Here is an 18,985-nt window from a genome sequence, read left to right on the forward strand (position 1 = left end):
CGTCACCGCCGACCACGCAAAACATTTCATTTTAGCTGTATGTGAAGAGTTCGAAGATGATTTGATTGTGGTGCTTGATGGAGCACCGTATTTCCAGGCGTCGGCCGTCACGGACCTAGCGGCCCGTGACGACCTCGCCTTCGTGACGCTACCCTCGTATTCACCGGAGTTGAATCCGGTCGAAGAATGCTGGAGACAGCTGCAAAAGGCTCTTAGCAACCGTTTCTTTGACTCGCTCGACGAGCTAACAACAGCGATCGACACCGCTCTCGACAAACTCTCTGTTCCTAAAGTGAGCAATTACTTCTAGTGTCTACTATAGCAGGCTCGCGCCGAGATCGATCTCCCGCTCGGTCACGTCCAGCGGTGGAAGGACTCTGAGTGTCTTCCGGCCACACCCGAGCGTGAGCAGGCCGCGGGCGAAGGCCGCGTCCATCACGTCGTCGCGACGCATCTTCGTGTCGAATTCGACGGCCAGCATCAGCCCCTTGCCGCGCACGTCAGTCACGCCAGGGCCGCCCGCGAAGGTCGCCCGAAACTGTCGGCCACGCTCGCGCGCGTTTTCCATCAGGTCCTGCTCGTGAATCACGTCCATCGTAATCGCTCCCTGCGCGCAGGAAAGCAGGTCACCAGCGCCCCAGGTCGAAGAGAGTCGACTCGTTTCGGCGGGGAACACGTCCTCACTGGCGATGGTCGCACCCACCCGGAGACCCTTTGCCGCCGCGATCACGTCGGGGTCGAACGGGTAGTGGTCGACCGCCCAGAACTCCCCCGTCCGGCCCATCCCCGACTGGATCTCGTCGGCCACCAGCAGGAGGTCGTGTTCGTCGACGACCGCCGCCAGTTCGTCGACGAAGGCGTCGCTGGGGAACCGATAGCCACCCTCGCCCTGTATCGGTTCGACGACGACGTAGGCCACCTCATCGGGGTTCACGAACCCGCCCGGCCCGAGCATCCGCCGGAGCCGCGACCCGTCCTCGACGAAGAAGCCACAGCCACAGCTATCGGGATCGCAGGTGCGGTCGGTGCAGAAGGGCACGTCGTGGACGGTCGAAATCTCGGGGAAGCGACGGCGGTACACCTCCTTCGAGCGGTTGAGCGAGAGCGTGCCGAGCGTCCGGCCGTGGAAGGCCCCCTCGAAGGTGATCGCGTACTTCCCGGCGGTGTGGTCGTAGCTGATCTTGATGGCGTTTTCGACGGCTTCCGCACCGCTGTTCGAGAGGAACACGGTGTCGAGCCCGTAGTGATCGGACACGTCGACGAGACGGTCCATCAGGTCCGCCGGGCCGGGGATCGGCGCATCGCCCGGCGGACCGCTAGCCGCATAGAAGTCCTGGCCGGCGATCTTCGTGGGATCGGTGAGGTCGAACTCGTCGAGGCGCTCCCGCAGGATCGGGTTGTCGTAGCCCAGCGGGGCCGCGCCGACGTGGGCGGTGAAGTCCATGAGGACGTTCCCGTCCACGTCCGTACAGAACGGGCCCGTGGCCGGCGCGGTGTGGTCCCAGACGAACTCGTAGACGTACGTGCTCGGCGCGGCGGTCTCGTGGTGGTAGGCGACCTGTGCTCGCGCGCGTTCGCCAGGTATCTCGTCGACCTGCGGCTCGACGGTGTCCCGGTCCATGTTAACAATTCGGTCGCCGATCCGATAAGTAGTTCGTCCAGCTTCAGGAATACGTTTGAGCCGTCCCACGAGCGTCAGGCCGTCGTCACAACCGTGACGGTAGTCGCCCCGACCATGAGCGCGAGGCTCCAGGCGGTGACCCGGTACGCGAACTGCCGGTTCGGACTGGCGACCGTCAGGCCCGCCTTGACGAGGATGCTCGCGGCGGTCGCGAGCAGGATGGCGAACACCGCTTCGGGGCCGGTGAGCGAGCCACCGCGATACAGCAGGACGGCCGAGGTCGTCGCGCCCGCGCTGGAGACGAACCCCGAGATGGCCGCCGTCACGTAGAACCCGGCGGTGCCGAACAGCTGGCGGGCGGCGCTTCCGGCCAGCACGATCAGCAGGAAGACCACACCGAATCCGAGCGCCCGGCGGAGAGAGAACGGGCTCTGGAGGTCGATGTCGACCGACTCGCGCCAGTCGGCGGAGTAGGCGGCGACCGCGACGCTCCCGAAGATCACGGCTCCCAGCGGGACGACCGCACCGAGCAGGATGCCCGATTGGATCGTGAAGACGAGCGCGATGACGAGATTCCGCAACGCCATCGCCGCGTCGGCCAGCAAGACGGCGGCCACCGCGTAGGAGGTCGCCCGGTCGTGCTGACGGACGTGATCGAGCATCGTGCCGACCACGGCCGTCGAGGAGGCCAGCCCGCCGAAAAAGCCCGTCACTGCGATCCCACGCCCGCCGTAGGTCTGGACGATCGCGTAGTTGACGATGCCGATTCCCGCCACGGTGACGACCATCAGCCAGACGACGCGCGGTTCCAGCGACACGGTGAGGCCGGCGACCGTGAAGCTTCGCGCGCCCGCCGGCAAGAGCGGGTAAACCACGAACGCGAGGATGGCGAACTCCGTCGCCGACCGCAACTCCTGGCGGGACAGCCCCCACGCGAAGCTGTGGAGTTCCCGCTTGAGGACCAGCAACAGCGACGACACCACGGCCACCGTGACGCCCTCGACGACGTACCCCTCGGCGACCAGCACCCCGACGCCGTACGCGACGAGCATCGAGACCGAGGTCGTCAGCGAGAGCCCCCGTTCCGCCGTCAGCAGGCCCTCGACTGCGAGAACGATCCCCTGGACGACAACCAGTACGGCCCCGACGACCAGCAGCAGTTCCAGCCCGACGACCGTGAAGACCGCACCGAGCAGACTGATGAGCGCGAACGTCCGGATACCGGCCGTCTTCTGTGCCCACTCCCGCTCGAGCCCGAGGAACATCCCCAGGGCCGCGGCCAGCACGAGCCGAGTCACCTCCGCGTCCAGCGGCGCAGGGATCGTCTGCAGGACGGGACTCACTCATCGGACTACACCCTTGATTCGGTTAAGTACCACGGCGGTCGGCACCCGTACCCTTCGGGGTTCTTATTAGGTAAGCTGAAAAACGGTGGGTATGGTCGATCTCGACGTCGACCGGGCGCGAGCGTTCTGGTGGGGGCTCGCGGCCGTGTTCGGGCTGACCGTCGCCTTCGTCGTCCACGCGTTCATCGGCACCTTCGTGTTCGCCATTTTCATCTACTACGCGACACGGCCGGCCTACAAGCGAATCCGGCGACGTATCCATCGCCGCAGTGTCGCTGCGGGCCTCTCGCTGGCCGTCTTCGCACTCCCTGCCATCGCACTGCTCGCGTACACCATCGCCATCGCCCTCCAGGAGGTCTCGAAGCTCAACGGGGACCAGCTCGGCCCGGTGATGGGACTGATCGAACCCTACGCTAACGTTTCGGGAATCGTCGAGAACCCGGCGACGCTGGTCGATCAGGCGAGCGTCGAAACCGCACGGAGTACGCTTTTCGCCGCACTCGACTACATCGGCTTCATCGGCACCGGCCTGCTCCACCTGTTCGTGATGTTCGCGCTCGCGTACTATATGCTCAAGGACGGCAGTCGCCTGTCCCGGTGGTTCCTCCAGTTCGGCGACGAGCGTGGCGTCCTCGAAACGTACGCCAGAGCGGTCGACCAGGACTTCGCGAGCATCTTCTTCGGCAACATCCTCAACGCGATCCTCACCGGTGCGATCGGTGCGATCTCGTTCAACCTGCTCAACCTGATGGCACCACCGGGGCTACAGATCCCCTATCCGGCACTGCTGGGCGTCCTGACCGGCGTCGCGAGTCTCATCCCCGTCGTTGGCATGAAGATCATCTACGTCCCGATGCTGGGGTATCTCGGGTACACGGCGTACGTACAGGACGGTGGCTTCGGCTACGTCGCGCTCGTGGCCGGCGTAACTATCGTCATCGTCGACCTGTTGCCCGATTTCATCCTCCGGCCGTACGTCTCTGGCCGGAACCTCCACATCGGGCTGGTCATGTTCGCGTACATCCTCGGCCCCCTGCTGTTTAGCTGGCCCGGTATCTTCCTCGGCCCGATCATCCTCGTACTGGTCTTTCACTTCGCGCGGATCGTCCTCCCGGAACTGCTCTCCGGCACGACGATCCGTCCCGTCGCCGTCGATCCGACGTACCTGACACAGACCGAAACGACGCCACCGCCGGACGAGCCGGAACCCAACGTCGCCGACGGCGGCCACGACGACGATGCCGAGTCCCCGTCGAACGACTCGCCGGAGCGCCGCCCCGCTGCCGAGGACGACGACACCGGCGAAAGACGGTAACGCCGGCTACGAGAACGAGAGCCCGACCGACCGCAGACAGCACCGTGACCCGCCACCACGCCGATCGCCTCAGAGGTCGACGTACTGTTCTTCCCACTCGCGCCGAGCGTCGATCTCCCGCCGACCGCGCCGAGTCAGACTGTAGAAGTTCGTCCGCCTGTCGCGCTGTCCCTTCTCGACGAGGCCCTTGTCGACGAGCGTGTCGAGGTTCGGGTAGAGGCGACCGTGATGAATCTCTTTCTCGTAGTACTCTTCGAGTTCTTCCTTGATCGCTAACCCGTGTGGCTCATCCCGGCCGGCGATGACGTACAGCAGGTCACGCTGGAATCCTGTCAGGTCGTACATCGGTAATGTCTACTTCTGCATTACTGTCGGAATATCATAAATATATCGAACCTCGATACGTCCGCGGGCATCAACGAGTCGGTTTCGTACGGATTCCGTCGTATCACATCGGGGAGATAGTGAGGAACCTATCGCTGGTCAATCCCTCATCGAATCGTCAGAACACGACTGCCTCCCGTCGACTGCCACGTTTATCTTTCCTGGCGTCGTACCGGAAATGTATGCCCGAAAAAGTGCTGTTCGAGACCGAACGTGTCCAACACCGCGAAGACGTCGCGACCTACCTGCGGACGGTCGCCGACAAGCTAGACGACGGCGGCCCGATCACCCTCGAAGCAGGCGATCAGTCCGTCACGATGGAACCGCCCGCGAACGTCGAGTTCGAGGTCAAAGCCGAGCGCGAGGGTCCGAGCGACGCGCCCGGGGAACTGAGTATCGAACTCGAACTCGAGTGGGACGAAGACACCAGCGACTCCGACGGGTCGCTCAACATCAAGTAACGGTACTCTCACGGCTGTTTGGTTTTTGGTTCACGTCGAATGGAAAGCAAACCACGCGGAGGTGAAAAGACCCCGCGTGGTTGCTTGCCGCCCTGAATTGGTCCCCGCTGACGCTTCGGCCCTCCAAGCGAAGCGTCACCTGAACGCAATAGCCATAATTACTTAAATGTACCGGCCACGCCAATTCTATTCGCCGTCCGGGAGTTTGCTGTTACTTTTCAACTTCTGGGAGTGAGTCCTAGTCACCCGTCGACTCTCGGCCCGAAACAGTGACCGATCAGATATACTCCTCTTCGAGCACCCACCCGAGCGCCCGCTTGTAGTACGTGAACATCTGCCTGACGCCCTGATGGTTCATGTTCTCGTCGTCGAGTTGTTCCTGCAGGAACTCGTACTGCTCGCGGATTTCCTCTTCGTCGCGCATATACGTCGTGAGGGACGGGAGCGTCAAGTATTTTCACACTCACGAGTGGGGAAAATGGGTGGCGAGCGCGCCAGTTTTCAGGCTGGCACCGAAAGGGGAAGGCATGAAGATACGCGGGGACCGGGAGTGTCAGTCCTGTGGCACGCGCTGGTCGTACTACGACACCGGCAGTGTGGAGTGCCCACAGTGCGGAAGCCTCCGGAGCGTCGGGGTCGACGACCGGAAGGAACACACCGCGAGCGCCGTGTCGCTCGACCTGACCGACGTGCGTGACCGCATCGACGACGCCCCACTGTCGGAGGTGACGGCCGACGCCGCCGAACGGTGTCGCGAGTACGTCCGCCAGCAGGGGTTCATCGAGGCCGGCGACCTCCGCCCGCTGGACGACACCTACCTCGCCGCGCTCGAACTCGCCCACACCGCGCTCGAACTGGATCGGAGTATGCGCATCGCCGACGACGAGGAGTACTACGTGCTGGAACTCCTGCGCGGGGCCGACCAGGGCGAACGTCCCGGCCCGTCGACCGTCCCCGAGTCGATGCGTGCGGCGCGGGGACTGGCCTACGCCAGCGCCGTCGCCGACTATCACGACGAGTTGCGCACCTACCTCGAAGACGACCCGGACGAACTGGCTCGCGATGTCCTGGGTTCGCTGCGCGAACACCGCAAACGCGTCGACGCGCTCGACGGCGACGTGTCGCTGGCAGATAGCGAGGCCCTGATCGGAGCCGCACAGGCCGTCGGTCACTACCTCGACGAAGACGACGAGAGCGCACTCGCACAGGCGCGTCACCACCTCGACAATCTCGATCCCGACGCCTGATCGACACCGGGCGGCCGCTCCCCGACGAACGTGACCCGCGTGCTAAGTTTTAACACGGCAAGCGACGAAGAGACGTGCGTCGCTGAGAGCGATTACTATGGTTTTCAAGAAAATCACGCTGATCGGTACGAGTCCGGAGAGTTTCGACAAGGCGGTCGACGACGCGGTCGACCGTGCGGAGAACACCCTCGACAACGTCTACTGGGTCGAAGTCGAGGAGATGGGCGTCGAGATCGCCGCCGCGGAAGATCGCGAGTACCAGGCGGAAGTGGAGGTGGCCTTCGAGCTGGCCGACTAGGTCCGGAAGCTCTCGCCACAGCCACACTCGGAGACGACGTTGGGGTTCTCGACGTGGAACCCCTCGCCCTGCAGTCCGTCCTCGAAGTCCAGGACGCTACCCTCGATGTAGTTCATGCTGGCCTCGTCGACGAACACGCGCAGGCCGTGGTGTTCGAAGACCGTGTCCTCGGCTTCGGGTTCGTAGTCGAACCGCATTCCGTAGGAGAGCCCGGCACAGCCGCCCTGCTGGACGAACAGCCGCAGCCCGGCCACGTCCGTGTCCATGTCTTCACTCTCCAGTAGTCGAATCGCCTCCTCGGCGGCGATCTCGGTGACCTCGATCTCCGTCCCGGTGGCCGCAGACGTTCGGCTCATGGGCGAACGTATTCGGCGAACGGTGTTAATCCTGTTGCCGGGAGTCGGTGTGCTCTCGGGGGACACTCGGTGACACCGCCGGCTCAGAATACGCCGCCAGACGGATACGGCCACCCGGGAGGTCTCGGCCGACCGCTCCTCACTCCTCGAACCGTTTCCGGACGCTCTCGGCGTGAGCCTCCAGTCCCTCGGCCTCCGCCAGTGTCGTGATCGTCTCGGAGAGGTCGCCGAGCGCGGTCTCGTCCAATCGCTGGACGGTCGTCGAGCGCAGGAAGGTATCGACCGAGAGCCCGCCGTATCGGCGCGCGCCGCCACCTGTCGGGAGCACGTGGTTGGGGCCGCTGGCGTAGTCACCGGCCGCGACAGGCGAGTGCGGACCCAGGAAGACGCTCCCGGCGCTGTCGATGCGGTCGAGCAGGGCCTCGTCCTCGTCGGCGACGATGGCCAGGTGTTCGGCCGCGTACTCCTCGACGAACAGGACGGCTTCGCTCATCGACCGCGCGAGGAACACGCCGCTCGCGTCGTTGTCGAGCGCGCCACGGATCGTCTCCTCGCGCTGGCGACCCGGAACTTGGCCCTCGATGGCCTCGGCGACCGCCTCGGCCAGCGCCGGGTCGTCCGTGACCGCGACGACGGAGGCGTGGGTGTCGTGTTCGGCCTGCGCCACGAGGTCGGCGGCGACGAGGTCGGGGTCGGCCGTCCCGTCGGCCAGCACGGCAACCTCGCTCGGGCCCGCGAGGAAGTCGATCTCCACGTCGCCCCGCACTTCCGCTTTGGCGGCCGTCACCCACCGATTGCCCGGTCCAACGACCGTCTGCACGCGGTCGACGGTCTCGGTGCCGTAGGCCAGTGCCGCGATTCCCTGTGCGCCGCCGACCTGATAGACTGCGTCCGCGCCGGCGATCCCGATGGCCGCGAGCGTGACGGGGTTGAGTTCCTCCGCCGGTGGCGTCGCGACGGCGACGTGGTCCACGCCGGCGACTTTCGCGGGGATGACGCCCATCAGCGCGCTGGAGGGGTACGCCGCGGTGCCGCCGGGAACGTAGACCCCGGCGCGCTCGACGGCAGTGAACCGACGGCCGAGGTCCCGGCCCTCAAAGTCCTCGCGCCAGTCCGCGGGGACCTGTCGCTCGTGGAACGCGCGGACGTTTTCGGCGGCGGTCTCGATGGCCTCGCGCACGTCGTCGTCGATCTCGTCGACGGCGCGCTCGGCGGCGTCGGTCACGTCGAGGTTGCCCACCGACACGTCGTCGAACTCCTCGCTGTACTCCCGGATCGCCACGTCACCCTCCTCGCTGACGCGGTCGACGATCTCGCGCACGTCCTCGCGGACGTCCTCGACACCGGCGTCGCGGTCGAAGATCGCCGCCCGCTCGTCGGGGCGCAACTCCGAAATCTCCCGGACGTTCATACCACTACTCGTCGACCCAGGGAAAAACGGTTGTCGAATTTCTGGCCGGTCAGGCGGCCGAGTCAGCGTCGTCGGGGCTGTACGTATTCAGCCGGTAGATCAGCCGAGCCACGTCGAGGACGACGACGGCGGCGAACAGCCCAGACAGGGAGGCTGGCGGATTCGTGACGGCATAGGCACCACCGACGACCAGTGCCGCGACCCCGATCCGGAGGACCGTGTTGCCGGCGACGTTCGCCGCCACGGCCGAGGGGACCGGCGAGGTCTCGTCGTACCCGGCGAGCAGGAACGTCCATTCCCGAAACCTGATGAGATAGCCCAGTACCAGCAAGAGCGCGGCCACACCGAAGTACTCGACCGCGATGGAGGGCAGTCCGAGCATACTCGACGGTAGTCCGCGGCGGCCCAAAAGCATTTCTCGAACGGAAGGTTCTGGGCCTCAAGACCAGTTGTCGACCACGGTCGACACACACCCGTCGTCGGGCAGCGGGAAGCTGTCGTGGTCGGACACGTCGTCGGTCACGTCGAACTCCTCGTAGTTGTCCGGCGTCTCCCCCTCCGCGCCGGTGTCGCCGACGGCCTTGTCCCACTCCTTCCAGGCGTACGTCCAGCCGAGGAACTCGTCGTCGGTCTTGTAGTAGTTGCGGCAGGTGTCGCAGTGGTCGGCGATGGCCTGCCCGTACTGCCCGTCGGTCGCCACGGAATCGTTGTCGATGGCCCCGCCGAGGAAGTCGACGGATGTGACGGTCGTGTCGTACCCACGGTCCATGAAGAACTCCAGACACTCCGCGACGGTTTTCGCCCCGCCGCCGTGTGCGACCAGCCGAACGTCGGTGTCCGGGCGTTCGTCTTGGTAGTCACGGACGAACGTGCCGAGTTTGTCGGCGTTCAGGTCCGCGATCTCGACGGTCTGGCCCCAGCGACCATCGTCCGCGTCCCAGTCGAACCCGATCAGCGCCTCGTCGTACCCCGCCGACCGGAGCGCGTCGTTGAATCCCCGGAGCGATTCGAGTGTGCCCGTGAGTCCCTTGTCGTACCGGTGGACGAACACGACCAGTTCCGACGGCGAGGCGTCGTCGGTGAGCCCCGGAATCGTGGCGCTGGTGTCGTAATCCGTCCGGTCGTGACCCGCAGTGTAGTCCACGCCGAGGAACAACTGCGCGATGAAGTGCCCACGGGTCGTCACTCGCCCCGCGTAGGACTCATCGAACGCCGCCGCAGTCCCCGACGAAGCCGTTCCCAGGCCGACCACCGCGGCCGCCCCTGTGCCCACCGTGCGCAGATACGTCCGTCTCGTGATTCGGTCTGAATCGTCCCCACGTCCCATAGTGCCACCCGGTTAAATTACCCAATATACTAAATAAATTATGCACTATACGTCCGCGTCTTTATACGAAGGAGGCGTCAGACGCGTGTCTGCCGGGGAGTTTTGCCCGTAGCGGTCCACGAGGTGTGTATGAGCTCGGAGTTCGTCTGGGGGGCGACGAAAGTCTGGCACTGTCAGGTGTGTGAGAGCCGCAACGTCACGACGGAGACGGACGTGTTCTCGGACCAGTGTCGTAACTGCACGATCTACAACGAACTCGACTGGACCGAGAGCGGTGAAGTTAGCGTCGTGGAGGCAAAGCGGATCGCCGAGGGTATGGAAGCCGACTAGGAGTACACCTGCGAGACCATGTGGAGGATCGAGAAAAAGACCGTCGCTCCGAGCAACAACAGCGAGACGAACAGCATCGGGATCGACGGGATCCAGGACATGATCAGCCAGATCGTGACGAACGCACTGATCAGGAACACGAAGTGAAAGGCCAGCCAGGGACCCACCTGCCGGAGCACGTCACGCAGTGACCCGACACCCACGTCGCTGGCCGCCGTCGCTGACGGTTCGTACCCCGAGGGGGTGTAGGCGTTCGTCGACGCGTGAGCCGCCTGCCAGCCGTCGGCCCGCGCCCGGTCGCGCGGGTCCGCGCTGTGTCCGCCGGTCGCCGTCGAGGCCGACGACGAACCGGAGAACGCCCAGTCCTGGCCCGCGTCGGTCGACCACGTGCCGTACTCGTCGGTGTCGCTTCCGCTAGTGGTGCTCCCGGTGGCCTCGCTGCCACCGGCATCGGTTCCACCGGCGTCGGCGTCGCTGGTGCTGGTCCCACCAGTATTCGTGGCCCCGGTGTCGGTCCCGGTGGTTCGGTCGGTTCCTGTGGTTCGGTCGGTCCGCTCCCGTCGCCCGGTTCGGCCCGTGCGACGAGTCCTGTCGCGCCCGCTCGAACTGGCTTCGGCGTGGCTGGACCGGTAGCGCTGGTAGTTCTCGGCGTTCTCGTCCTCGTCCGTCCCGCGCTGGTTCGCGGTGTTCGACGACCCCGAACCGGCCGAGTGGGCGGTTGAACCCGTGTCCTCCACCGACCAGGCGGAGCTATCGAGGTGGTCGCGGACGTACGCGGTGTGGCCGACGCGGTCGTACCGGCTGCGGGACGCCTCGTCGACCAGCACGTCACGGGCGGCGGTGAGTCGCTTGAAACTGTCGGCGGCGTCGGCGTCGTCACTCACGTCCGGGTGGGTCTCTTTGACCTGGGCCCGGTAGGCGTCCCGTATCGCCTCGGCGTCGGCGTCGGATTCGACACCGAGGACGCTGTAGAACGTCTCTGCCATGCGGGTGCCTGATTGTGACTGCTTCGTTCCCCGGAAGGTTAAATTTCACCCAGGTCCGCCTGGAGTCGCGATTCACCGCCGGACTACTTGTGCCCGGGACGACTACGGCCACTATGGCCTCTCACGTGCTGGTGCCGCTCGACGGATCGCCGCTGGCCGACGACGCGCTCGCGCACGCACTGGACACCTTCGACTGCCGAGTGACAGTATTGAACGTGGTGACGCCGCTGGACGAAGGGATGAGCGAGGGCGGTATCCTCGACACCGACGAGTCTCGCGAGGACGCGGCCCGCGACCGCGCCGAGAACCTGATCGAGCGGGCACACCGCCGCGCCGAAGAAGTCAACCGCGATCTCGACACCGTCGTCGAGACGGGCGACCCCGCGGAGACGATCCTGCAGTACGTCGACGACCACGACGTGGATCACGTCGTCATGGGCGGCCACGGCGGGGCGAAAAGCGACCTCGCCAGCCGTCTGCTCGGGACCGTCGCGACGGTCGTGGTCGGTGAAGCCCCCGTCACGGTCACCGTCGTGCGCTAGCCGAGCGGGACGGCCAGCACCCGGTAGAGTCCGAATCCGACACCGACGGACGTGACCAGCGTCAGAACCCAGAACGTCAGCGTCACACCGATCTTGCGCCGCGAAACCCCCGCCGAGCCGCCCGCGAGGCCACCGCCGATCACACCCGAGATGATGATGTTGTTAAAGGAGATGGGGATGCCCAGCGCGATGGCCAGCTGGGCGATGACGAACCCAGGCACCAGCGCGGCGATGGAGCGCCGGACGCCGAGTTGCGCGTACTCCCTGGAGGTCGCCTGCAGGAGCCGCGGCGCACCCATCCACGCCCCGCCGAGGATGCCGACCGCACCGACCGCGAGCAACGCGATCCCCGGCAGTCCGAGTTCGGCCTGATAGAGGTTTTCCAGGGGCCCGGTCGCCAGTCCGACCTGACTCCCCCCGCTGGAGAAGGCCACGAGACTGCCCAGCGCGACGAGGAACACTTTCACTCCACGGTCCACCGACTGCTTTGTCGCCCGCCGGATGAACTGGAAACTCAGGGCCGCGAGCAACAGGGTCGCGGCGGTGGTCGCGGCGAGTTCCCCGCCGGGCACGCCGGTCCGGGCGACCATCCCGCCGGCGTACCCGGCGATGGAGCCCTGTGGCTGGCCGGTCGGGGACGGGATGACGCTCAACTGGACGTGCGCGACGATCGCGCCGACCAGCGCCGCCAGCAGCGGGACGCCGATGGTCTCGGGGATATCGTCGCGACGCAGGATCGTGGCGGTGAGGTAGGCCAGGCCACCGGAGACGGGCGGCACGAGCGCCCAGAAAACGGCGATCCGCTGGTAGGTGCCGTACGCGGGCGAACCGCCGAGCGAGAGGCCGACGCCGACCATCGCGCCCGTCGTCGCGAAGGCGGCCGGTACGGGATAGCCCGAGTAGATCCCGAAGGCCATGAACGCGGTCGCGGTCAGCAGGCCCGCGGTCGCCGCGAGCGAGGTGATGGCCACGCCGTCGATCAGGCCCGCGCCGACCGTCTCGGAGATGCTGCCGCCCTGCACGAGCGCACCGAAGAACGCGAGGATACCGATGAGGAAGGCCGCTCGCATCGTCGAGATGGCGTTGGCACCGATGGCAGGAGCGAACGGTGGGGAGTTGCTGTTGGCTCCGAGCGTCCAGGCCGTGACTAACCCCGTCAGCGTCGCGAACGCGACCAGGCCCCAGAACACGAGTTCGACCACCGGCTCATCGACCTCCGTTGCGGGCGGGACTGGCCGGGTGGACGGGATCTGCGGCGCGGAACGGACGGTGTGTACCCTCGTGCATTCGGAGACAGTTCGTCCGGAGGGGTCAAAACCTTCGTGGGGAACTCACCGCCGCCGGTGCCACCGGACGATACCGACGGTGAGCGCAAGCGCCACGAGTCCCCCACCGACGAGCGGGCCACCGAGCATCCACCGCCCGCGAAACCCACCGAACATGAGTCCGATACTCACCGCGAACAGCCCGGCCTGTGCGAGTAGTGCAGCAGCGAGAAACGCCCAAAACGTCGCCGCGTCGGCGCGTTGCATCGAGTCCCCCAGATCCGTCGACGGCTCCGCGGGGGACTCCTCCTCGATCACCGACAGGGGATCGAACATCAATCGAATCCCGGCGGCAGTCCGGTATGTTTGACGCCGCTTCGCTCCTCGACGACGAGCGCGTAGATCGCCACGTCCACGTCCGCCGCGGCTGCTTCGACCAGCTTCGGCCGCCACGTGTCGGCCAGTCCGTCGTCGATGTCCTCCCACTCCGTCTCGGGAACGGCCTCCAGTCGGCCGGTCACAGACACGCTCTGCCAGTTGTACGGTGATTCCGCGCTGTAGACGAGGAAACTCGCGTGGTCGCTCCGCTCGCTCAGTCGCGTCTTCCGACTCTCACTGCCGTGGACGTACGTGAAGTACAGCCGCGACGCGCCGTCGAAGCCATAGGAGAACGGGAGCATATACGGCCCGTTCCCGGTTGGCAGTCCCAGCACCCCCATGCGCTGGCTGGCGAGAAAGGCGTCGATCTCGTCGTCGCTCAACCGTTCGAGCCCGTACGCCTCGAGTTCGCCGATTGTCATCATACAGCACACGAGGTCCCGAACGGGTATCAATCGCTCGCCGTCTCTCGGCTCACGGACCGATCGGGACGCCGGACAATCGCCGTCGCGGACACTTCTCGGCGGCGGGGCTCAGTCCCGCTGACCACGGGCCCGCCGAACGACCTCGCGATCGACCGTATTCTCCGGTACCGCCTCGACCCACTCGACGGTCTCGATGCCCTCCCCATCCAGACCGGGATCGACCGCGAGGGCGGTCGTCGTCGGGATGGCGGTGTAGTGGGCGAAATCGAAGGCGAGCCGGTCGTCGCCACACTCGAAGGCGACGTTCGTGACGGCGACGAGGCCCCCGACACCGATCTCGACGCCGGTCTCCTCCCGTACTTCCCGGACCAGCGCTTCCTCGTGGGTTTCGCCGGGTTCGACTTCCCCGCCGGGGGCGAGCCACTCTCCGTCTTCCCGGACCAGCAAGACACGACCCGCGTCGTCGGTGACGACCGCGCCGACGGCCCAGGTCATCGGGCCGACCTTCGGCTCCAGCGCGGCGAAGCGGTCGGCGTCGACGCTCTCGACTTTCCGACGTTCGAGGACGCCGTCGCGGGCCGCCAGTTCGGCGAAACGGGGCGAGGGCGCTGTCATGCGCTCTCAGGGCAGTCGGACGTCGGTCTCGGTCTGGAGGCTCGCGGCCTTGACCGTGTTCCAGAGCAACATCGCGCGGGTCATCGGCCCCACGCCGCCGGGCACGGGCGTGATCGCGCCCGCGACCTCTTTCGCGCTCTCGTACTCCACGTCCCCGACCAGTTCGTAGCCCTTCTCGGTATCGGCGTCCACGCGGTTGATCCCCACGTCGATCACCGTCGCGCCCTCGCCGAGCATCTCGCCGTCGATCATCTCGGGGACGCCCGCCGCCGCGATCACGATATCGGCCGCGCGAGTCCGTGCCGCCAGGTCCTCCGTCCGAGAGTGACACACGGTGACGGTCGCGTTGCCGCCCTCGGCCTTCTGGAGGAGGAGGTTCGCCATCGGCTTGCCGACGATGTCCGAGCGCCCGACGACCACCGCGTCGGCCCCCTCGGTCTCGACGCCGGCGTCGGCAAGCAACTTCTGGATCCCGTGGGGCGTACAGGGCTTGTAGCGTGCGTTCCCGGCGACGAGGCGGCCGACGTTCTCGGGGTGGAAGCCGTCCACGTCCTTGAGGGGGTCGATTCGCCGCAGGACTTCGCGGTCGTCGACGTGGTCCGGCACCGGCATCTGGACGAGGATGCCGTTCACGTCCGGATCGGCGTTCAATTCGTCGATGGTGTCGAACAGTTCCTCGGCGGGCGCGTCGGGGTCTATCTCCACGTCGCGGGCCTCGATGCCGACCTCCTCGCAGTCGTCCTGTTTCATCGAGACGTAGGTCTCGCTGGCGGGGTCGTCGCTCATCAGGACCGTCGCGAGCGTCGGGGTGGTTCCGTCGTCGGCGAGTGTGTCGATGGCGTCGCCCAGTCCGTCGCGAACTTCCTGTGCGACGGCGTTCCCGTCGATGATCTCGGTCATGCCTGAACGGGAGCCACGGCGAGTAATCAAACCCTCGAATGCCGTGCGGTGGGTTCGGCAGGCGCACGTAAGCGGTGGCCCACTGGTCAGGGGGCCGACGCGAACCCGTAGAGGAACTCCGCGTACTGGGTGAGTCCGATCGCAATCTGGAACACCGCGACCGAGAGCATGGGCACCCAGATCGACCGGGTCCGTTCGTAGCCGATCGCCGCGACCGCGAATACGGCGATCCAGGCGAGGCTGGACAGCAGTTCAGTGAGCGCGGTCGCACCCATACCGACGTTGACGAGGATGGACGCGACGATGACGCCCGCGAGAACGAACACCACTGTTCGCGGTTCGGTGAGTTGTTCACGAACGGTGTCGTTAGCGTCCCGCATCCGGACGAGCAACCCTGCGGCGTCCCCCAGCAGCACGATCAATCCGGTGAGGACCAGGAAGTGGAGGAGGGCGAACGGTCGCAGGTGCAGGCCCGGATCGAACCACTGGTAGCCACCGGCGATCACAGTCGCGACGACGACGGCAGTGCGGGCGTCGAACCGCTCGCGGATCGCGCCTTGCACCGCGCCGTTGAACAGGAGCCCGTACCCGATTCCGATGAGCAACGCCGGCAGGATCTCCATCTGGAACAGGAAGGCGAAACTCACCTCGCTGCCGTACCAGCCCTGGGTCACGCCGCTGATCGTCGACTGCAGGAGGACGTGCGCCACCCCCGCCATCGCCGCGAGGATCGCCAGGGGAGCCACGACGGCCATGATAGCAACAGTGACGGCCCCCCGATCCGGCAGTCCAGTGGGAATCGCGACACCGTACAGTCGGACGAACAGGAGCGGAGCGGCGACGAGACCGGTGACGCCGAGTATCGATCCGGCAACCACTTCACCGGCCGGCGCGATCGAGATCGCTGCCGCGACGGGATCGTACAGCCACTCGACAGCGACGGTCTCGAACACCGCCACCGCGACCAACAGCAGGTACAACAGGCCAAACTCGACGGTGTCGCCGTCCAACTGGGAGTCGGCGATCCGTGCGATCGCGTCAGCAGTCATCGCAACTGACTATTCACCCTTCCTACATAAATCCGAGTCACGGTTCGGAGAGTTCGTCAGCCGACGGGATCGGCCGATCGGCGACGGAACAGTGGCTAACGTGACTGGTTCGGGAAACCAGCAGTTAGAGCAGCGTGACCGTCAGGACGCGGACCAGATCGACGGCCACGAGATACGTCGCGAACGCGAGCGCGGGCACCCAGACCGACCGGGTTCGATCGTACCCGACCGCGGCGGCCGCCGCGACGACGGCGTAGCTCGCGGTCGAGGCGACCGTCGTAACGCCCGGGACGCTGCCGCCAACGACTGGGATCAGCAAGGCGAGTTGTGCGACGCCGACGCCGACGAGGACGGCGACGGCCATCTCCGGGAGGTCCACCGCGGCGACGAGGCGCGGAGCGACGGTTGCCGCCAGCGCGGCCGCCAGGACGCCGAACGCCACGACCGCGGTGACGACACCGGCGACCACGACCAGACCCGAGGGGATCGTCCGCACCGACGACCAGATCAGGACCCCGAACGCCGCCGTCACACCGGCGATCGCGCCGGCCGGCCCGGCGAGTCGCTCCAGCCCCGTCTGGACGGCCCCGTTGTACAGGAACGCCGAGCCGACGCCGAGCACCACCGCCGAGAGCAGGACGGACTGGAGGAACCAGCCGACGGAATAGGAGGGCCCGAACCCGAACGAGCCACCCATCCAGAACCCCAAGGTGGCTAGCTCGCCGGTCGCGGCGAGAACGAGGTACGGCAGCGCCGCCACCGCACCGGCGACCGCGATCACCGCGCCGACCGCGGGAGCCGCGTCACGATCCGGGAGGTCGAGCCCCGGGTCGATCCCGCGGAGTCGCGCGTAGCCGATCCCCAGGATCACGGCGCTCACGCCGCCAGAGAGGACCGTTATCAGCAGGTCTTCCGGAAACACGGCCAGTTCGGTGGCTCCGAGGAGCGCGTAGGCAGCCACGTACGTCACCAGCACGGCGAGCGCGCCGGCAGTGACCCGCTGATCCCACTGGAGCCGGTGCCAGGCCGCCCTGAGCCGTGCCGAGAGCAGGTAGCCGGCCGCGACGGCCGCGAGGGCGAGCATGGCATAAGCCAGCGCACCAACCAGCCGCGGTTCGAGGACGACGTTCCCGAACAACAGCGGCGCGGGCGACGTGGTGACAACTGCCTCCACGCGCCGGACGGTGGTCGGGACCACCACGTCGAGGACCGTCGCGACGAGCAAGAGCACGAACAGCGAGCCGTATGTGGCGATTCGGGCGCGGTCGGACCGAGGCACCCGCCCTGCGGCGGTCTCCTGGAGGGACATACGTCGAACTGTTAGCTCGGTCAACAAAAAAGCAGCGCGCAGGCGCGGGCCGACCTACTCGTACAGCGGGTGCGCGTCGGTCAGGTTCTGAACGCGTTCGGCGGCCTCGGCTTTCACGTCCTCGTCGTCGTAGTCGTCGATCACGTCGGCGATGATGTCGGCGACCTCGCGACAGGCACCCTCGTCGAAGCCGCGGGTGGTCAGGCCGGGCGTGCCCGCGCGGATGCCCGAGGGGTTGAACGCCGAGCGTGTCTCGCCCGGCACCGTGTTCGCGTTGAGGACGACGCCCACGTCTTCGAGGGCTTCCTCGGCGTCCTTCCCGGTCGTGTCGGGGTGGGACTCCCGAAGGTCCACGAGGACGAGGTGGTTGTCGGTGCCGCCCGAAACCAGTGAGAGACCGCGTTCCTGAAGCTGGTCGCCAAGCGCCTTCGCGTTCTGGATGGTCTGTTCGGCGTACGCCTCGAACTCGGGTTCGAGGGCTTCCTTGAACCCGACGGCCTTGCCAGCGATGTTGTGCATCAGGGGGCCGCCCTGCCCGCCGGGGAAGACGGCGGGGTCGATGTCGTCGGCGTACTCCTCGTCACACATGATGATGCCACCGCGACCGGCGCGGATCGTCTTGTGGGTCGAACCCGTGACGAAGTCGGCGGTGCCGACCGGGTTCGCGTGGACGCCGGCGGCGACGAGCCCGGTGATGTGCGCGATGTCGGCGAGGTGATAGGCGTCCACGGCGTCGGCCGCCGCCTGGATGGCCTCGAAGTCGACCTCGCGCGGGTACGCGGAGTAGCCCGAGACGATGATGTCGGGGTCGAACTCCTCGGCGTGGTCCCGGAGGTCGTCGTAGTCGATGTAGCCGGTGTCGGCGTCGACCTCGTACTGTTCGACCTCGTAGAGCTGGCCGGTGAAGTTCGCGGGGTGGCCATGAGAGAGGTGGCCGCCGTGGTTGAGATCCAGCGAGAGGATCTTGTCGCCGGGTTCGAGCATGGCGTAGTAGACGCCCTGGTTGGCCTGCGTGCCCGAGTGGGGCTGGACGTTGACGTGTTCCGCGCCCCACAGCTCCTTGGCGCGCTCGATAGCGAGTTCCTCGACCTCGTCGGCGTACTCACAGCCCGCGTAGTAGCGTTCGCCCGGGTAGCCCTCGGCGTACTTGTTCGTGAGCGCGCTCCCCTGGGCTTCCAGCACGGCCTCGCTGACGTGGTTCTCGCTGGCGATCATCGCCAGCGTGTCGTTCTGTCGCTGCACTTCGCCTTCCAGAGCGTCCGCGATTGCCGGGTCCACTTCCCGGACGTGCTCGTAGTTCATGCTCGTGGCTCGGTCCCGGCCCGTCAATAATCTACCTTTCCGGGCCGGGCTTTTGACCACCGATAGACGCCCTGTAAAGAACCGCCGTTAATCGTGGGCCATTTAATAACCCGGACAT

The 18,985-nt window shown here is 66.3% G+C and carries 24 protein-coding genes; 7 read left to right on the plus strand and 17 right to left on the minus strand.

Annotation, left to right across the window (positions count from 1 at the left end):
• Nucleotides 1–310, plus strand: a 310-nt coding sequence (locus tag BMX17_RS11720; protein ID WP_170845351.1) for a transposase, incomplete at its 5' end; no start/stop codon positions are given.
• 6 nt (nt 311–316) lie between these two features.
• Here the strand turns inward: BMX17_RS11720 and BMX17_RS11725 are convergent.
• Nucleotides 317–1,621 (minus strand): aminotransferase class III-fold pyridoxal phosphate-dependent enzyme, encoded by a 1,305-nt coding sequence (locus BMX17_RS11725; protein WP_092660225.1) that lies wholly within the window; start codon nt 1,619–1,621, stop codon nt 317–319.
• 74 nt (nt 1,622–1,695) lie between these two features.
• Nucleotides 1,696–2,964: an MgtC/SapB family protein gene (locus tag BMX17_RS11730; protein WP_092660227.1), complete on the minus strand. Its 1,269-nt coding sequence runs from the start codon at nt 2,962–2,964 to the stop codon at nt 1,696–1,698.
• 94 nt (nt 2,965–3,058) lie between these two features.
• Here BMX17_RS11730 and BMX17_RS11735 point away from each other — a divergent pair, with 94 nt between their 5' ends.
• Nucleotides 3,059–4,282, plus strand: a complete 1,224-nt coding sequence (locus tag BMX17_RS11735) for an AI-2E family transporter (RefSeq protein WP_092660230.1) — start codon at nt 3,059–3,061, stop codon at nt 4,280–4,282.
• 69 nt (nt 4,283–4,351) lie between these two features.
• On the opposite strand, the gene BMX17_RS11740 is transcribed toward BMX17_RS11735, so the two are convergent.
• Nucleotides 4,352–4,627, minus strand: coding sequence for a PadR family transcriptional regulator (locus tag BMX17_RS11740; protein ID WP_092660232.1), 276 nt, complete (start codon nt 4,625–4,627; stop codon nt 4,352–4,354).
• Nucleotides 4,628–4,848: 221 nt separating this feature from the next.
• Between BMX17_RS11740 and BMX17_RS11745 the strand changes: the two genes are divergently transcribed.
• Entirely contained in the window at nt 4,849–5,127 is a 279-nt protein-coding gene (locus BMX17_RS11745; protein ID WP_092660234.1) for an amphi-Trp domain-containing protein, read from the plus strand.
• 277 nt (nt 5,128–5,404) lie between these two features.
• Here BMX17_RS11745 and BMX17_RS26090 read toward each other — a convergent pair whose 3' ends face one another.
• Nucleotides 5,405–5,551 (minus strand): hypothetical protein, encoded by a 147-nt coding sequence (locus BMX17_RS26090; RefSeq protein WP_170845400.1) that lies wholly within the window; start codon nt 5,549–5,551, stop codon nt 5,405–5,407.
• 103 nt (nt 5,552–5,654) lie between these two features.
• Between BMX17_RS26090 and BMX17_RS11750 the strand changes: the two genes are divergently transcribed.
• Nucleotides 5,655–6,374, plus strand: a complete 720-nt coding sequence (locus tag BMX17_RS11750) for a DUF7117 family protein (protein ID WP_092660236.1) — start codon at nt 5,655–5,657, stop codon at nt 6,372–6,374.
• Nucleotides 6,375–6,471: 97 nt separating this feature from the next.
• The gene (locus BMX17_RS11755; protein WP_092660238.1) at nt 6,472–6,672 is read left to right on the plus strand and encodes a dodecin; all 201 of its coding nucleotides are present in this window, start codon (nt 6,472–6,474) and stop codon (nt 6,670–6,672) included.
• On the opposite strand, the gene BMX17_RS11760 is transcribed toward BMX17_RS11755, so the two are convergent.
• The 4 genes from BMX17_RS11760 to BMX17_RS11775 form a co-directional block, all read right to left on the minus strand.
• Entirely contained in the window at nt 6,669–7,028 is a 360-nt protein-coding gene (locus BMX17_RS11760; RefSeq protein WP_092660240.1) for a HesB/IscA family protein, read from the minus strand. The two genes, BMX17_RS11755 and BMX17_RS11760, sit on opposite strands and share 4 nt — an antisense overlap.
• A 139-nt stretch (nt 7,029–7,167) precedes the next feature.
• A complete protein-coding gene (hisD, locus tag BMX17_RS11765; protein WP_092660242.1) occupies nt 7,168–8,439 on the minus strand; it encodes a histidinol dehydrogenase in 1,272 nt (423 codons plus the stop codon).
• A 49-nt stretch (nt 8,440–8,488) separates the two neighbouring features.
• On the minus strand, nt 8,489–8,821 hold the full coding sequence (locus tag BMX17_RS11770; RefSeq protein WP_092660244.1) for a DUF3784 domain-containing protein: 333 nt from the start codon (nt 8,819–8,821) through the stop codon (nt 8,489–8,491).
• A 57-nt stretch (nt 8,822–8,878) separates the two neighbouring features.
• Nucleotides 8,879–9,766 (minus strand): alpha/beta hydrolase, encoded by an 888-nt coding sequence (locus BMX17_RS11775; RefSeq protein ID WP_092660246.1) that lies wholly within the window; start codon nt 9,764–9,766, stop codon nt 8,879–8,881.
• A 129-nt stretch (nt 9,767–9,895) separates the two neighbouring features.
• Here BMX17_RS11775 and BMX17_RS11780 point away from each other — a divergent pair, with 129 nt between their 5' ends.
• On the plus strand, nt 9,896–10,096 hold the full coding sequence (locus tag BMX17_RS11780) for a hypothetical protein (RefSeq protein WP_092660248.1): 201 nt from the start codon (nt 9,896–9,898) through the stop codon (nt 10,094–10,096).
• Here the strand turns inward: BMX17_RS11780 and BMX17_RS26665 are convergent.
• Nucleotides 10,093–11,082 carry a J domain-containing protein gene (locus BMX17_RS26665; RefSeq protein WP_092660250.1) on the minus strand — a complete coding sequence of 330 codons (990 nt, stop codon included), beginning with the start codon at nt 11,080–11,082 and terminating at the stop codon, nt 10,093–10,095. The genes BMX17_RS11780 and BMX17_RS26665 overlap by 4 nt on opposite strands.
• A gap of 113 nt (nt 11,083–11,195) precedes the next feature.
• On the opposite strand from BMX17_RS26665, the gene BMX17_RS11790 reads away from it, so the two are divergent.
• The gene (locus BMX17_RS11790; RefSeq protein WP_092660252.1) at nt 11,196–11,624 is read left to right on the plus strand and encodes a universal stress protein; all 429 of its coding nucleotides are present in this window, start codon (nt 11,196–11,198) and stop codon (nt 11,622–11,624) included.
• Here BMX17_RS11790 and BMX17_RS11795 read toward each other — a convergent pair.
• The 8 genes from BMX17_RS11795 to glyA all read right to left on the minus strand — a co-directional run bounded on the left by BMX17_RS11795 (nt 11,621) and on the right by glyA (nt 18,867).
• Nucleotides 11,621–12,826, minus strand: coding sequence for an inorganic phosphate transporter (locus BMX17_RS11795; RefSeq protein WP_092660254.1), 1,206 nt, complete (start codon nt 12,824–12,826; stop codon nt 11,621–11,623). The genes BMX17_RS11790 and BMX17_RS11795 overlap by 4 nt on opposite strands.
• A 129-nt stretch (nt 12,827–12,955) precedes the next feature.
• Nucleotides 12,956–13,225, minus strand: a complete 270-nt coding sequence (locus tag BMX17_RS11800) for a DUF7322 domain-containing protein (protein WP_092660256.1) — start codon at nt 13,223–13,225, stop codon at nt 12,956–12,958.
• Complete coding sequence (locus BMX17_RS11805; protein WP_092660552.1) at nt 13,225–13,689, minus strand: pyridoxamine 5'-phosphate oxidase family protein; 465 nt, start codon at nt 13,687–13,689, stop codon at nt 13,225–13,227. The genes BMX17_RS11800 and BMX17_RS11805 overlap by 1 nt, the downstream gene beginning before the upstream one ends.
• A 111-nt stretch (nt 13,690–13,800) precedes the next feature.
• Nucleotides 13,801–14,307, minus strand: coding sequence for an NUDIX hydrolase (locus BMX17_RS11810; protein WP_092660258.1), 507 nt, complete (start codon nt 14,305–14,307; stop codon nt 13,801–13,803).
• A 6-nt stretch (nt 14,308–14,313) separates the two neighbouring features.
• On the minus strand, nt 14,314–15,207 hold the full coding sequence (locus tag BMX17_RS11815; RefSeq protein ID WP_092660260.1) for a bifunctional methylenetetrahydrofolate dehydrogenase/methenyltetrahydrofolate cyclohydrolase: 894 nt from the start codon (nt 15,205–15,207) through the stop codon (nt 14,314–14,316).
• Between the two features lie 86 nt (nt 15,208–15,293).
• Nucleotides 15,294–16,256, minus strand: coding sequence for a hypothetical protein (locus BMX17_RS11820; RefSeq protein WP_092660262.1), 963 nt, complete (start codon nt 16,254–16,256; stop codon nt 15,294–15,296).
• A gap of 124 nt (nt 16,257–16,380) precedes the next feature.
• Nucleotides 16,381–17,565 carry a hypothetical protein gene (locus BMX17_RS11825; RefSeq protein WP_092660264.1) on the minus strand — a complete coding sequence of 395 codons (1,185 nt, stop codon included), beginning with the start codon at nt 17,563–17,565 and terminating at the stop codon, nt 16,381–16,383.
• Nucleotides 17,566–17,619: 54 nt separating this feature from the next.
• Entirely contained in the window at nt 17,620–18,867 is a 1,248-nt protein-coding gene (gene glyA / locus BMX17_RS11830) for a serine hydroxymethyltransferase (RefSeq protein ID WP_092660266.1), read from the minus strand.
• Nucleotides 18,868–18,985: the final 118 nt, after the last annotated feature.

It is taken from the genome of Halorientalis persicus, assembly GCF_900110215.1.
GTDB lineage: Archaea > Halobacteriota > Halobacteria > Halobacteriales > Haloarculaceae > Halorientalis > Halorientalis persica.